This window comes from Candidatus Villigracilis proximus, from assembly GCF_016717045.1.
Taxonomy (GTDB): Bacteria; Chloroflexota; Anaerolineae; order Anaerolineales; family Villigracilaceae; genus Villigracilis; species Villigracilis proximus.
In genome coordinates this window covers 231,706-246,778 of the sequence record NZ_JADJUO010000005.1, presented here as the reverse complement: position 1 = coordinate 246,778, position 15,073 = coordinate 231,706, and the positions used below count along the sequence as shown (strand labels likewise).

General features: G+C 47.9%; 14 protein-coding genes and 1 pseudogene. 5 read left to right on the top strand and 10 right to left on the bottom strand.

Annotated features, from left to right (window positions below; translation table 11 throughout):
* Positions 1–74: 74 nt before the first annotated feature.
* Positions 75–443, bottom strand: coding sequence for an iron chaperone (locus tag IPL71_RS07740; protein ID WP_345320428.1), 369 nt, complete (start codon positions 441–443; stop codon positions 75–77).
* Between the two features lie 94 nt (positions 444–537).
* Between IPL71_RS07740 and IPL71_RS07735 the strand changes: the two genes are divergently transcribed.
* Positions 538–762 (top strand): hypothetical protein, encoded by a 225-nt coding sequence (locus IPL71_RS07735; protein ID WP_345320427.1) that lies wholly within the window; start codon positions 538–540, stop codon positions 760–762.
* A gap of 82 nt (positions 763–844) precedes the next feature.
* Here the strand turns inward: IPL71_RS07735 and IPL71_RS07730 are convergent, their stop codons facing one another.
* Positions 845–1,213 carry a hypothetical protein gene (locus IPL71_RS07730; protein WP_345320425.1) on the bottom strand — a complete coding sequence of 123 codons (369 nt, stop codon included), beginning with the start codon at positions 1,211–1,213 and terminating at the stop codon, positions 845–847.
* Positions 1,214–1,835: 622 nt separating this feature from the next.
* Positions 1,836–3,527 carry a glycosyltransferase family 39 protein gene (locus IPL71_RS07725; RefSeq protein WP_345320424.1) on the bottom strand — a complete coding sequence of 564 codons (1,692 nt, stop codon included), beginning with the start codon at positions 3,525–3,527 and terminating at the stop codon, positions 1,836–1,838.
* A 341-nt stretch (positions 3,528–3,868) separates the two neighbouring features.
* Between IPL71_RS07725 and IPL71_RS07720 the strand changes: the two genes are divergently transcribed.
* On the top strand, positions 3,869–4,483 hold the full coding sequence (locus tag IPL71_RS07720; protein WP_345320422.1) for a transposase: 615 nt from the start codon (positions 3,869–3,871) through the stop codon (positions 4,481–4,483).
* 574 nt (positions 4,484–5,057) lie between these two features.
* Here the strand turns inward: IPL71_RS07720 and IPL71_RS07715 are convergent.
* The 5 genes from IPL71_RS07715 to IPL71_RS07695 all read right to left on the bottom strand — a co-directional run bounded on the left by IPL71_RS07715 (position 5,058) and on the right by IPL71_RS07695 (position 11,608).
* Positions 5,058–5,408 (bottom strand): hypothetical protein, encoded by a 351-nt coding sequence (locus IPL71_RS07715; RefSeq protein WP_345320420.1) that lies wholly within the window; start codon positions 5,406–5,408, stop codon positions 5,058–5,060.
* On the bottom strand, positions 5,405–7,624 hold the full coding sequence (locus IPL71_RS07710) for an adenosylcobalamin-dependent ribonucleoside-diphosphate reductase (protein WP_345320418.1): 2,220 nt from the start codon (positions 7,622–7,624) through the stop codon (positions 5,405–5,407). The genes IPL71_RS07715 and IPL71_RS07710 overlap by 4 nt, the downstream gene beginning before the upstream one ends.
* Positions 7,625–7,717: 93 nt before the next feature.
* Complete coding sequence (gene nrdR, locus IPL71_RS07705) at positions 7,718–8,167, bottom strand: transcriptional regulator NrdR (RefSeq protein WP_345320416.1); 450 nt, start codon at positions 8,165–8,167, stop codon at positions 7,718–7,720.
* Between the two features lie 574 nt (positions 8,168–8,741).
* Positions 8,742–9,374 (bottom strand): alpha/beta fold hydrolase, encoded by a 633-nt coding sequence (locus IPL71_RS07700; RefSeq protein ID WP_345320414.1) that lies wholly within the window; start codon positions 9,372–9,374, stop codon positions 8,742–8,744.
* Between the two features lie 20 nt (positions 9,375–9,394).
* Positions 9,395–11,608 (bottom strand): alpha/beta fold hydrolase, encoded by a 2,214-nt coding sequence (locus IPL71_RS07695; protein ID WP_345320413.1) that lies wholly within the window; start codon positions 11,606–11,608, stop codon positions 9,395–9,397.
* A 129-nt stretch (positions 11,609–11,737) separates the two neighbouring features.
* On the opposite strand from IPL71_RS07695, the gene IPL71_RS07690 reads away from it, so the two are divergent.
* The 3 genes from IPL71_RS07690 to IPL71_RS07680 all read left to right on the top strand — a co-directional run bounded on the left by IPL71_RS07690 (position 11,738) and on the right by IPL71_RS07680 (position 14,003).
* Complete coding sequence (locus IPL71_RS07690; RefSeq protein WP_345320411.1) at positions 11,738–12,067, top strand: DnaJ family domain-containing protein; 330 nt, start codon at positions 11,738–11,740, stop codon at positions 12,065–12,067.
* Between the two features lie 293 nt (positions 12,068–12,360).
* Positions 12,361–13,146 carry a ribonuclease J gene (locus IPL71_RS07685; RefSeq protein WP_345320409.1) on the top strand — a complete coding sequence of 262 codons (786 nt, stop codon included), beginning with the start codon at positions 12,361–12,363 and terminating at the stop codon, positions 13,144–13,146.
* Positions 13,110–14,003, top strand: a complete 894-nt coding sequence (locus IPL71_RS07680; RefSeq protein ID WP_345320407.1) for a ribonuclease J — start codon at positions 13,110–13,112, stop codon at positions 14,001–14,003. Before IPL71_RS07685 ends, IPL71_RS07680 begins: the two co-directional genes overlap by 37 nt.
* A 30-nt stretch (positions 14,004–14,033) precedes the next feature.
* On the opposite strand, the gene IPL71_RS25825 is transcribed toward IPL71_RS07680, so the two are convergent.
* Positions 14,034–14,195, bottom strand: coding sequence for an NUDIX domain-containing protein (locus tag IPL71_RS25825; RefSeq protein WP_514130755.1), 162 nt, complete (start codon positions 14,193–14,195; stop codon positions 14,034–14,036).
* A 119-nt stretch (positions 14,196–14,314) separates the two neighbouring features.
* Positions 14,315–15,019: pseudogene (gene mutY, locus IPL71_RS07675) on the bottom strand (A/G-specific adenine glycosylase); the annotation flags it as partial.
* Between the last annotated feature and the right edge of the window lie 54 nt (positions 15,020–15,073).

Below are 15,073 nucleotides of genomic sequence, written 5' to 3'. Positions count from 1 at the left end.
AAATGCAAAGCAGATTAATAATGAACGTTTGAGCGGTGGGAGATCTTTTCATTTCGTTATCCTCTAAAGTGGACTCAACAAACTTCTCCTTTGGATTCTACAGTAGCTTTCAGCATTTTCTTTACCACTTCAAAATCGATCTTCTCCGGTTTGGAATAACGAATACAACCTTTTCCCAAACTGACGCCTTTTATCTTCAACAGGTCTTGGTGTGTTTTCATTACGTCTGTTCTCAGGATGTAGAGACCGATAAAATGTTTCTGACTGGCGAAACCAATTTCCACCACATCATTGCGTGAATAGCATGGCATTCCGTATCGCATCGATTCTTCGAAACCTTTTAAGAGGCTGCGACAGTGCTCGCGCAATTGAACGAGAGCCGCCTGCCATTCGGCTGGGACTTCTTCCAGATAGGTAGTCACATCTTTGGCCTGACTTTGCACGGGAATTTACCTCCGGTTTTGGCTGTTTCGTTTAATGATACCCCATCCCTACTATGTTATATTGAGAAGAAAACAATACAAAGGATGATATTCAATGCGCTATAGATTTCGATTTATGATTGACGATGAAGAAATTGCAGAGTTTGAAACGGATGCCAATCCCCCGAGCATTGGCGATGAAGTGGTGATCGGTCCGAAGTTGATCGCCCCAGACAAAGCGGACTTAAGCCACAACACGTTTGTGGTCAACAATCTTTTGCATGTGTTCAACGAAGCAGATTCCACGCTGGTTGAAATTTCACTTGAAGTGTTGGATTAATCTCTCTGCGCTACAAGCAATTACAAAAGAGACGGGCACCTGCTTTACGAAGCGGGTGCCCGTCTCTTTGCTTTTCTTAAATTTATTTTAGAAGCCATTCCAGTGCTGATGATCTTTCACGAAAAATTGAGAAGCTAAACCCTTGATTAACACATACGGTCTCAAAAAATCTGAAATGCTTTACATGCTCTGGCTTAATGATCTCTGCTATTCTTACACCCAACATAACCCCCATTATTTTGAATAACTTTGGACGATCATAGATCTCTATTATTTCTCCGGAAACACTTTCAACACCACGGTGATCAATTAATGCCCTGGTGATTCTATGCCGCTGCATTGTTTCCTTTATTACTTTTGCCATATTTAATGAGCCTTCTTTATCTGCGGCTCCTGTTGTAATTACTTCAAGATACTTTTCTTCATTATGTATTCTAGTTTCCCATTCCATTTCTACTCCATCGTTAGGGTTTCTGTCTTTTCCATCAGCAGCGATCGCATCAAACAGTTGGGACACAGAAACTTTTTAAAAGCCGCATAGATTTCCACCCGCCAAAGCAAAGCCATACTTTAGGCATTCGTTATTTTATTAGAACCAGGTTTTTTACCGATCAGCCCGATGATGGACAGACAATGCTGACCCCCAAACTCCTAAAATTTGTCCATTAAGCCGTGTAAAGCACATAGGACGCGTTGCTTCTGGCGTTATCGTAAACATGAAGAAAAGAGCCCAATGACAAGTATACCCAAAAAATACGAACCCTGATTAACCAAGACCTGACAGGTTTCCGCACATTCACAGCGGACGTGGATCATCGTCCACGCCTGAATTCTGGATGACTCAGGTCACGATGAAACCTGTCAGATCTGGAATCAAATACTAACCTTAAGACAATAAAAAAAGACTTCCGAAGTTTTCTAGCAGCGGACCAGATTTTCAGCCAAGACCTGAAATCTGGTTGACATATGCCCAACCCATCACATCTACATTGGGTGAGTAATCGAAAGCCCTCCGCCAAAAGTTTCTAGCCTCTACAACACGTCATAAACGAGAGAATAAGTAGAAATCAGGCTTAGGGAGTTATATATAGTTGGACCTGCCCGTCATAAAAATCGCGCGTCCGAAGTAATTTCATTGTCGATGCAAGGGTTTGCGGGATGAGCCCCATGGGATCAGTATACGAGTCATGGCTGTAAACCAGCCAGACTCTGTTATGACCGTTCAACAATGAAATTAAGCCGGGGATATCCTTCGTTGTCATCTTGGGTTCGAGGATACCGCTATCGAACAGATCCAGAGGAAGCCCTTGTTTCTTTACCTGGATGGAATACAGGTCTTCATATTGTTTAAAATAATAGTTGAATGGGATTATCACAAAGTTGGAGTTGAAAAGGACCAAATCATCCTTTTCAGCGAATTTAGCGACATAACCCGCAGGGGTGCTCCAATCCTCTTTTTCCACAAACCGAAAATAATCGCCGGTGGAAGATATATAGTTTATGCCTAACATCAACAGCGCCACAACCATAAGAAAACGAAATCTTAATTGAGCGATACCAGCCGCCAGTACCAGGAACAATGGGATTGTTAGCCAGATCAGCGTATGACCGCTAAAAATGGGCCGCCAGATGCTCACGATCAACTCACCCAGGAAGGGGATGGCGAACAGGGCAGCCAGAAATAAGAATATCGAAAGTTTTTTCCGGTAATACACCAGCCCGAAGCAAAGCAACGCGCACATGATCCTCGTCATGACCAGGTGGATTTGACCTTGCGCCAATGGATTCAATAAGGCTCGAAGCGTCTCGGTAACAGTGTCCCAATCTGGTTTCGGAATCCAAAACTCCTGATAAACTCGGCTGGCTTGCCGGATAAAGCCAAATATCCATGGACTCCAGAGTAGGAAGATGCCAATCTGAGCCTTGACCCAGTTCGCAAAAGAGGGCGCCTGTAAAGCGGTCGGGGATCCTGATCTGTTTATTCTTTGAAAAAGCATGAGACCAAGAACGAAGATATTGGTTGCCAAAAGAAAAAGGACAGCCGTATTGTGGCTGAGCAGGGTCGCAGCCGAGAATACGATAAATACAATCCAGGCGAGGTCAGTTTCAATGGTCTGGATATGACTCCAACGATGACCGTAAATCCAGCCTCTCCATCCGGTGTAATCGCGAGTTTCATACTCATAACTGAAATTTATTCTGGTATTTGGTTCAGGCGGACCTAATGTACGCCAGGCATGCAGATATTCCCGAAACTGACTGCCGATGGGCATGACGGAACGCGAATCTGTCAACAGCCTGACCAGTGCATAGATCGCCACGGCTGCATTGAACGTCAGGAAGGTGTACATACGCGCTTCCTGGGCATAGTAGATGTGGAAAGGTGAAAGAGCCAGTAACACTGCTGCGGCCAATCCCACCACATCACCTGATATGCGTTTGCCGATCAGGTAAATAATCGGGATCGTGCCTGCACCGAATAGTACAGAAAACAGACGGACGTAAAAAGGCGAATCCCCGTTGTATGCCATCCAGTAATGGAGCAGGAGATAATAAAGGGGTGGATGTGGGTCAATCCTGACTGTCCATTGCAGCATATCTACAACACTGTGGCCGGCAAGCCATACGCTGAATGTTTCATCCAACCACATTCCTTTATTGGCGAGCAGTAAAACCCGCAGCCCTCCCCCAAACAGTGTGATGAAGATAATTATCAACCAGGATGCGAACTCATCAATTTCGATTTCTTCGTTCATCTTCAACATATATTCTCCAGATGATCAATAAACAATCAGCTGCGAAAAACGCATCGCCATATGTAACCCATCGTCTCCGCCTTAATTATAGTCCCGTAAAAGTGAACCCGTCAGGTCTGCATTGGGTGAGTAATCTAGTGTCTTTAAACTTTGAAAGTCTGCCGCGAAAAGTCATTGCCTTAAGACAATAAAAAAGGCTTCCAAAATTTATCTGGGGATTATCCAGACTTCGGAAGTCTTTCCGGCAGCTAATCGTTTTTTGCGTCAATCAATTTTAAGATAACTGCATCTTCACTTATAGCGCACCATAGTAAAATCAGTTTTAATCAGCCCAATAGAAGGAAGACGTCATGCCACGCAGACTTATCCCCTTTGTACCAAATGAGTATTATCATATTTACAATCGTGGTAACAATCGCGAGCGAATTTGCTTTGAAGAAACAAATTATCTATATTTTCTTCGCGGGCTAAAAAAATACGTCCAGCCTGTAACAACGATCATTGCATATTGCTTAATGCCGAATCACTATCATCTGGTGGTACGGATGAAAGATACAGAGCACACTTCTAAAGTCCCATCCCCGCTCACGCCCTTTTCGCGAGCAATGAAAAACTTTCTGATTTCCTACACCAAGGGAATTAACGAGCGTTATTCACGTGTGGGTACATTATTTCAAGGCATGTTCAAGGCGAAGCCGATTGAAACCTACAGTTACCTTATAAATCTTTGTGTGTATGTTCACGCCAATCCTGTTAAGGATGGATTGGTTCAAGACATCAAAGACTGGCCTTATTCGAATTATCTGGAATGGATTGGGGAACGCCCCGGCTCGCTGGCTGATAACGAGTTTATCAAAGACAATTTTGACAGCCCAGATGAATATAAGGCTCTCGTTATGGAATATCTCAAGACAAGAAACCTGCCTGATGATATTCGAAGTTACCTAAACACATTGGATGAGTAATTTAACATTACCCAAACTTCGGAAACTTTTCTAGCGATTAACCAGATTTCGGAAGTCTTTTTTGACGGTTTTATTTCATAAGCACCTTAATGCAGACTTCCGAAATCCAAGCCTGCACCCGAACTTCGGAAGTCTGCTATCAAGTGCCATTATCTTAAGGCAATAAAAAAGACTTCCGAAGTTTTCCAGCAGCGGACCAGATTTTCAGCCAAGACCTGACATCCCCACAGCGGGCTTAACCCATCGTACACGCCTGAATTCGGGTTGACATGTATCTCGACCCGTTAGGTATGCATTAGGTAAGGGATTGAAAGCTTGCCGCCAAGATTTTCTAGCCTCTAACCAGACTTCGGAAGTCTTTTCTGACGAACTCATTTCATAAGTGTCTTAATGCAGACTTCCGAAGTCTAACGCGCTACCTGAACTTCGGAAGTCTGCAATCGAAGGCTTTTATCTTAAGACAATAAAAAAGACTTCCGAAGTTTTTCTGGCGGCAAACCAGATTTCGGAAGTCTTTTTTGACGGTTTCATTTCATGGATGTCTTAATGCAGACTTCCGAAATCCAACCTTCTTCTAGCACTCGCTAAACCCACAAGCATAGCACTTGCGGCAGCCTTCTTCATTCACTACGGCGGCTTCGCCGCACTCGGGGCAGATGTCGCCGATCTTCATTACGGGGGCATGTTGCTGGGGATCGTGTCCGTTGCCATTCCCGTTGGATTTGATTTCTTCAACGACATGGCCGTCTTTTTCGTGCAGATAGTTATCGAGCACCTGACCAATGCCGTCGGGCAGGGAGCGCACACGGTTGATACCGAAGCCGAGTGAACGTCCGCCGCCGATGCCGATCAGTTGACGCACCACCTCGCGCATACGGTCCACGGGGGCCACGGGCGAAGCAAGGCGCAAAATGTACGAGATCAAACGTCCGATGGCCTCGGAGACCGCATTTCAGAGCCGGCCTTGGCCGTATTGACAAAGGCCTCGAAGGGCTGGTCACCACCGTTTTCGTTAATGGTGATGAAGGCCTTCCCCACCGGAGTCTCAATGTTATAGGTTTTGCCGGTCAATGCTTTGGGTCGCGGCTTCTTGGTGTCATGCCACATGGCTGGAACTGTCTGTTGAGCAGGACCAGCTTCCAGTTGAGTCTGAGGCGCTTTCTTATCCGCAGTGGCTTTGGTTTCGAGAACCACCACATCGCGTGAACCGGTCACGTACACGGTAATCCCCTTGCAGCCGAGTTCCCAGGCCATCATATAGGCTTTGGCAACATCCTCTTCGGTGGCATTCTCATGGAAGTTGACGGTCTTCGAAAGCGAGTTATCCACAAAGGCTTGCAGCGCGCCCTGCATGAGCACGTGTTCCTCGGCGGTGATATCCGCAGAGACCACAAAGGTATCGCGCACGGCCTGCGGAATCTCGGTGATGTTCTGGCAGGTGCCTTCGTTCATCACCTGCTCCACAATTTCCTGACGCTTCTCTTCACCGAGGCCGAGTTTCTTCAAAGCCTCATCGAAGCGCGGGCTGGCGTAGGTCAGTTTCAGATCCTTGCCGTTATCGTTGACGTGGCGGATATAAGCCAGCGCGAAAACGGGTTCGCAGCCATAACCTTCACAACCGGCCACTGTGGCGATTGTGCCTGTTGGGGCCACTGTGGTTTGCGCGGCGTTACGAATGCCGTGACTCTTGATACCGCTCTCGATCGCATCCCACTTAACCTCGGGCCTGTTCCAGTTATTCTGATAGCTCATCAGCGATTTGGGCGCGTGCCATTTCATATCGTCCATATCGTAGATCGAACCTTCGATGGCGGGGAAAGGTCCGCGCTCTTCGGCCAGGTCCACGCTGGTCTTCATCGAATGGAAGCGCACGAACTCCATCACCTGCGCGCCAAACTCCTGACCTTCCTTCGAACCATAACGCACACCCGCGTGATACATCAGGTCGGCGAGTCCCATAATGCCGAGACCGATACGACGCGCGCGATGAGCGGCTTCCTTCAACTGTGCCACAGCCGGCACATACGCATTCGCTTCCACTACATCATCCAGGAAACGAGTGGCCGTCACAACCGACTGGCGCAAAGTTTCCCAATCGACAGAGTGATCGGGTCCGCAATGCTCGTTGAGATTCACAGAACCCAGGCAGCAATTCTCATACGGTCCAAGCCATTGTTCGCCGCACGGGTTTGTCGCCTCAAGCGGATACAAATGCGGCACCGGATTTCCACGATTGGCGGCATCAAGGAACAACATACCCGGTTCACCATTGTGATGCGCCTGCTTCACGATCTTATTAAACAACTCACGCGCATTGACGGTCTTGTATGTATGGATCTTAATCCCTGCAGCTTCGGCTTGTTCGATCGTTCCGCTGAAACCCTTATGCTTCATCTCATCCATATCGGGGAAGCGCAAAGGCCACTCTTCATCATTCTTGACCGCTTCCATGAACGCATCGGTGATACCCACCGAAATATTAAAGTTGGTAATTTGATTCTCATTGATCTTGCAGGTAATGAAATCTTCGATATCCGGGTGATCCACACGCAGCACAGCCATATTCGCGCCGCGGCGTGTTCCGCCCTGAGCGATCTCACCGAAAGCATGGTCATACACACGCAAGAATCCGACTGGTCCCGTGGCCTGCCCCGCGGAAGTTTGAACTAATGCACCCTTGGGGCGCAAACGTGAGAATGAAAAACCGTTACCGCCGCCCGTCTGCTGAATCAGTGCCGCATCGCGCAAAGTCTGGAAAATGCCCGCGCTGTGACGTCCCATATCATCGGAGATCGGGAGCACAAAACACGCGGCGAGCTGACCTAAAGGAGTTCCCGCACCGGTAAAAGTAGGAGAGTTCGGGAAAAATTTCTTGCTAGACAATAAATGGTAATACTCAACGGTACGCTTCTGAATATCCGCGCCCCACTGTTCTTCAACCTTCGCCACGTGATACGCCACGCGCCAGAACATTTCTTCCACATTCTCTGCGGGCTTGCCATCGTCACCACGGCGCACATAACGCTTCATCAACACCTGACGCGCGTTATCGGTCAACTGGCCTTTCGGCAGTCCCTTCGCCATGGGCGGTGTGGGCAGCAAACCGTTCTTTACTTTGGGTTCAGAAAATTTTGTAACCATCTTTTACTCTCCTATAAATATGTTTGATGGACATGTTTGATATAAAAAGACAAAGACACCACCCCCCTTGAGGGTGTCTCTGTCTTTAATTTCCTAGTCTTCGAGTAACTGATCTATTTCTGTGCGGATGGACTGTAGATCGTCCAAACCGAGATACACAATGGCATAACGAATATACGCGATCTGATCTGTCTCTTTTAAAGTAGCCATCACCAGATCACCCACAATGCGTGAAGAAACCTCGGCTTTCCCGAGTTTTTGCAATTGAGTTTCCACCTGTCCGATCATGCGTTCAATATCCGCCGCGGAAACAGGCCTTTTGGCGCAGGAAATGCGGATTCCGCGTGCCAGTTTTTCACGGTCAAATTCCTCGCGCGCACCATCCTGCTTAATTAACAGCGGAGTTGCCAATATTGGCCGCTCATAGCTGCTAAAGCGCTGCCTGCACTTCAGGCACTCGCGGCGGCGGCGGATTCCCCCATGGCTATCGTGGGATGTATCCAGCACCTTGGAATCATGGTGTTTGCAATACGGACAACGCATTAAATTACTCCAGAGTTAGAACAAATGTAATAGCCAGATATGGGCGTCTCGGCACTGCATCCCCGTATATATGGCTAATGTGGACGGCATTTTAGCATATATGCTACTCCCCTACAAGTAGGACTTTAGTCATTGGATTCTTAAAATATCCCCATAATTATTTTTTAAGTTTGAGGTTAGATAAAAAAGTTTACAACTTAGATGTTGAAAAATGCCAAAAGCTTTAACGCGAGTTATTTTTTTAAATTCACGTTGAGGGTATGTACGGTAGAGCAATAAAAAATATCTCCGTTCATCTCCATGTATCTCGGATTAAAATCCACCCGCAAAAAAGAATTCGCGAATTCTCTTTGAGGGTGGCGATCTGTCAGATTACTAACTCACGTCACGCAGTTTTCTTCGATAAGGCTGATTTTTTATTAAGATTGCAGACTTTAGTCCGCGTTTTTGGTGTAAGGTGAGTCCTTAAGACTGTAAGTTGTTCAAAAACTTCATCACATGCGGATTAAATTTTTCAGGATGGCATTGATGCGGCACATGTCCGCAGATCGGAAATGTATGCGTACCAATCACATTAGGCAGAATATTTCCAATGCGCGGAAATGAAGCGGGGGCGAGGGTTTGGTCGCGCCCACCCCACAGGAGCAGAGTCCGGCAGAATATGAGTCTCGCGATTGCCGATATAAAAGTTGAAGCTGGTCATGTCCACAAAAAAACGGAAGAGGCGATAGGGCGTACGGTCGATCAAAGTTGTGTTAATTAGTTTGCACCGAAAGGCAAGCTGCAAAATAGGCGGAAGTTGCTGAATATCATAGAATGGATTAACCAATACCAGCGCGCGCACCCGCTCGGGATAACGCAATGTATATTGCAAAGACAATCCCCCACCCAGTGAATGACCGACAAGAATCATCGGCTCATTGATTTGCAGAGAATCGATCCACGCGACGAAATAATCAAAGACCGCATCGAATGTATATTCATGATGGTCAGCAGGTTTATAGCTTTCACCATGACCGAACAGATCCAGCGCGTACCCTGCATAGCCTGAAGCGGCTAATTCCGGAAGAAGATCATCCCAATCGTGCAGGGAAGCGGCCAGTCCATGTGTAAGAATGACCGGCGCGCCTTCGCCCTGTTTTACAAAATTTACATGCTGCGAATTTTCAAGAACCCCGCTCATTGTTAAGACTTCATCCTTCATCATTTATCCTTCATCCTTGCTTGTTATTCTCCAGCGATTTGTTTTCCGTAGCGTTTTGCCAGCTCGCGCCTTAAGACCTTGCCGATAAAGGATCGCGGGAAATCATCCATAAAGATCACAAAGCGTGGAACAAGTTCCGGGGGCAGGCGGCGTTTGCAATAGGCGAGAACCGCATCCGGTGTGGGGCGTTCGCGGCCGGCGATGACAAAGGCAAAGGGATGGCCCGCCACAGCCACAACGGCTACTTCCTTGATCTGTGGAATTTCATAGATCACTTCTTCCACATCACGCGGGAAGGCGGGTTTGCCGGGTTTATTGGGATACCACATGTCGGCTTTGCGCGCGATGATGCGGAAATATCCGTCTTCATCCATTTGCGCCACATCACCGGTTAAGAGCCATCCATCATCCATGAGGACTTCCCGTGTGGCTTCTTCGTTCTTCCAATAGCCCATCATTACCTGCGGACCACGGATCGCCAGTTCGCCGATCTGACCAGGTTCCACTTCCTTACGTCCGCGGGCGAGATCGACCACTGCAGCTTGCGTGGATGGAAGCGGAATGCCGATCGTGCCCACCTTGCGGCTGCCGCTTAGCGGATTGGCATGAGTGACTGGTGAGGCTTCGGTTAATCCATAGCCTTCCACGAGTTTGCCTTTGGTGAGCTTCTCAAATGATTCCTGCACTTCTACATGCAAAGGTGCAGAACCGCTGATACAAGCCTTGATCGAGTTGATTCCATATTTACGCACACCGCGAAAATTACTGATGGCGTTATACATATTGGGCACGCCGGTGAAAATAGTTGGCTTATATTTTTTGATCGTCTTAAGAATATCCTTGATCTGAAATTGCGGTTTTAAGATCAAGGATGCGCCAAGCGAAACGGGCACATTCAAAGAGGTTGTGAGTCCATAACTATGCGAGAAGGGAATCGCGCACAGGAAACGTTCACGGCCTTCTTCGGCTTTCGGCAGCCAGTGACGGGTCTGTAAGGCATTGGCAACCAGATTGCGATGTGAGAGCATCACACCTTTTGCATCGCCGGTTGTGCCGCCTGTAAATTGGATTACAGCCATATCTTCAGGGATAACATCTACAGTTGGCGATTGAGCACTCTGACCGGAGATCCAGCGGCGGAAGTGCATCGCGCCTGCTACGTTCAGTCCGCGGTTGCGCCAGCGTGAGATCAGGCGCTTGAAGGGAGAGAGATATTCGCCGGCATCGGTTAATACCAGCAGGGGAAGTCCGCTAGAGCCTTTGCCAATTCCCATGGCGGTTAGTGCATTGGCAAAACGATTGGCTTCATGGTTTAGTTTTCGATAGGAAAGACTTGCGCCTTCAAAATAGATCGCGGCGCGGTTCGGGTAGCGGCGCACTGCCGAACGCAAAAGATGATGCAATGGAATGCGCGGAATGCCGATCGTGTAGGGCACGCCTTCTTCATAATGTTTCAACCACGGACGTTCCACCGAAAGTTCATCACGCTCTGGTTTGACTTTGATAAACGAATCATCACGCCATGATTTTTTGGATTCACCGCCGAGGAAACGTGTGATCGCCCGGTTGACCGCATCGCGGCGCTCCAACATGACCATGTGGCCTGATACGCCGATATCTTCTTCGTCAGCGCCGACGATGGATCCGGCCACCTTCTCGAAGAGTGGTTTTTCGAAAACCGCATCACGATGTCCACGGATGACGAGGGTGGGGACATTCAATTTCGCAAATTTTTCCCAGCCCACCCACTGCGACAGATTATCAAGATAAAAAGGTTTCAAAGCATGCGGCGGACCGGAAAGCCATTGGCTGGTAAGCGGTTCGATCACACGCAGCGACCAGGTTGGAAGGTGTAATCCAAGTTTAAAAAGTGGATTTAATTTAAACTCACCCGCAGTTGCAATCATGATCAAGCGTTCGACACGTTTGGGATGATTGACAGCAAATTCAGTGGCGATAGCGCCGCCGAAGGAGTGTCCCACCAAAACTATAGGCGTGGAAACTTTCAATAGATCGAGAGCAGTTTCCAGGTCCAGTTGGATGCGGGGCATGTCGTAGCCGGTGGATGGCTTGTCGGAGAGTCCATGTCCGCGCATATCCAGTGCGATAACGCGATTCTTCAAGGCAAATTTATGCAGTTGATATTGCCACTGCATTGCCTGTCCGCCAAAGCCGTGGATAAAAACAAAAGTCCGCTCGGGGCGCTCGGGGGAAATATCAACAGCCGAGAGGCGCACAAGCGGATCGGAGGAGACTCTGTATTTCGTGTCGGTAAAGGTCGAGGTCTATGTCCATTGAAGAAGTTTACAAGAGTTAACGCGGATTGTCAATTTTTATAATAGAATTAAAGATAATGGAGAAAAGCTATGAGTCTTGAAAAAGCAGTCGAGGCCATTATCCGCGAGGCACAGGAACGCGGAGATTTTGATAATTTGAAAGGCAAAGGCAAGCCGATCGATCTGAGCGCGTATTTTGAAACGCCCGAAGAATTACGCATGGCACATTCGATGTTAAAAAATGCAGGAATGGTCTCGGCGGAAGTTGATCTATTAAATGAGATCGCCGCGCTCAAGGAAAGGCTGACGACGACCTATGAAGAAAAGGACCGCAGCCGCATTCAAAAGATGATCCGCGAGAAGCAGATGCACTTCAATATTATGCTCGAACGGCAGAAACGTCAGAGCCGGAGAAAGTAAACGAAGACAGAAGCAGGGTACAGGGCGGCATGAGGCGTCATATCCGCTTTGACAAATCACCTCCGCCCTGCTATACTCATACTAATTAAGTTGACTTTCACTGTCGCAATTATGACAGTTTGTTTTGAGAACAATCGCAACGTGGCACGAATACCCCCCTCGCGAACAAGTCGGCAGGGGTCTTTTTTTATGTCGAGTTCGTTACTAACAATCTTCGCCCTACAAAATTGACCTTACCCGCCCATGGCGGTGAAATTATTATTTAATTTAAATTAAAAAGGAAACCAAAAAAAATGAGTAAGAAAAACAAGTTAAGAATTATCCCGCTCGGGGGCCTGGGCGAAGTGGGAAAGAATATGATGGCCTACGAGTACGCGGGCGAAATCATCGTTGTCGATGCCGGGATTATGTTCCCGCAGAATGACATGCTCGGGGTGGATTACATCATCCCCGATTTTGATTATTTGATCAAAAAAGCAGATCGTGTACGCGGGCTGATCATTACCCACGGACATGAGGATCATATCGGTGCAATTCAGCATTTTATTGAACAGATCAATGTGCCGATCTATGCCACCCCGCTCACCCGTGGATTGATCGAAGGCAAATTGTCTCGAAATAATTCACAACATAAGGCACATTTTAAAACCATTCAAGCCGGCGAATCTTCCAACATTGGACAATTCAAAGTGGAATATTTTCACGTAAGCCACTCTATTCCTGATTGTGTTGCCCTTGGCATCACCACGGGCGCAGGGCTGGTGGTTCATATGAGCGACTTTAAATTTGACCATACCCCGGTGGATGGCTGGCCGACAGATTTTGCAAAACTTGCAGAGTTTGCCGCACGCGGTGTAGACCTGCTGCTCTCTGATTCAACCAATTCTGAACGCCCGGGCTGGACTCCTTCTGAAAAAATCATCGGACCAGCGTTCGATAAAGTATTTGCAGAAGCAAAGGGCCGCATCATTGTTGCCACATTTGCCTCGCTGATCTCACGCGTACAACAAGTTGCCGACGCCGCGATAAAAGCGGGCGTAAAATGGCAATTGCCGGCCCCAGTATGGTGGATAATGTAAAGATCGCCCGCAAGATGAAATATCTGGAAATTCCAGATGAACTGATCGTGCCGATCGAGCAAGCCTTAAATTTACAGGATCATAAAGTGGTCATCATGTGTACCGGTTCGCAAGGTGAGCCGTCTTCCATTGTTGGCAGGCTTTCAGCAGGAACCAATCGTCAATTTGATCTCAAGCCCAATGATACAGTTGTACTTTCCTCACATCCGATTCCAGGAAATGAAGAAGGTATCAGCAAGACGGTCAACCGCATTTTACGACGCGGTGCCAATGTCATTGACGACCATATTGCCCCGATCCATGTCTCTGGTCATGCGGCGCAGGAAGAACAAAAACTGCTTATCAACCTTGTGCGCCCGAAACACTTTATGCCGATTCATGGCGAGTTGCGTATGTTAAAACGCCATGCTCAATTGGCAGTTGAAGTAGGCGTTGAAGAAGAAAACACAATTGTCGTTGAGAATGGTCAGGTTGTTGAATTGATCGGCAACAAAATCCAACTTGGCGAGCGCATCCCCGGCGGCTATGTATTTGTGGATGGTGAATCGATCGGCGATATTGATCACGACATTATGAAGGAACGTGGTCAACTGGCCCGCAACGGCATTCTGTCGATCGACATCAGTCTCGATAAACGCTCAGGCAAATTACTCCACGACCCTGAGATCCTCACCCGTGGATTTGTCTCTCCTGAAGAAGCAGAAACGCTTCTGCCCGAAGTCCGCAAACGTGTGATGCAAGCAGTCAACGGTGGCGGGATGAGCAGCGAAAAAGACATCATCAATACCATCAAGAGTTATCTGCATCAGGAAACGAAACGCAGGCCAATGGTATTTGTCACATTGAGCAAGGCATAATATAAAAATGACCGTCTCGTAACGAGGCGGTCATTTTATTTTAAGTGCGATCTGCCGATCTACCTTCCCCATTGGGTAATCGTTCAGGTCGGTTATTTTTACCCATTTCAAATCTTTACTTTTTGGGATTGAAACAGCCTCGCAACGATAAGCATGGACAGTGACCTTGAAATGAGTATACGCGTGTTGGATGATACCCAGCGCATCTTTTTCTTTCGTGGGACCTTGAGCCTGTATGCGGCGTTAAGGACTTTCGTCAGCTCTTTGGCAGGGTCGGCGTTGACTCTGGCATTCGGGAATTCCCACATACCACCGAGTAAACCATCAAGCGGACGCTGCGCCAGCAGTACTCGTCCGCGCTGAACAATGACCGCCGCCGCGTGGACATATTGCGGAACAACTTTTTTCGGTTTCAAAACAGGGAGCAATTCCTGAGTCCCATGTTGACGTGCTTCACAGATTTTCATCAGTGGGCAAAGCAAACAGCGTGGATTCTTTGGGGTGCAAATCATTGAACCCAGATCCATCAGCGCCTGGTTGTAATCGCCGGCCTGTCCTTTGGGTAAATTTTGCGCGGCCAGATCCCATAATATTTTTTCGCCGGCGGGCGAATCTGCGAAGATGTCCACGTCAAATAAACGGTAAAAGACACGGCGCAGATTGCCGTCTAAAGTGGGCTCGTCCATACCGAAAGCCATGGATGCAATGGCGCCCACGGTGTAGCGGCCGATCCCCGGCAGACTGCGTAACTCTGTCAGATCGCGAGGCAGCTCCCCGTTAAATTTTGATGCGACTATCTTTGCAGCTTTATGCAAATTGCGGGCGCGGCTGTAATAGCCAAGTCCCTCCCAGGCGTTTAAGATATCCTGCTCTGATGAATTTGCCAATGCATTCACGCTTGGAAATAAGTTCATCCATTTTTCAAAGTATGGAATCACGGTTTCCACGCGTGTTTGTTGGAGCATGATCTCAGAAACCCAAACCGCGTAGGGATCGGGGTGATTGCGCCAAGGCATGGAGGTCCGCCCGTGTTGGTGATACCAGTCAAGGAGGAGGCGGGAAAGTGTAGT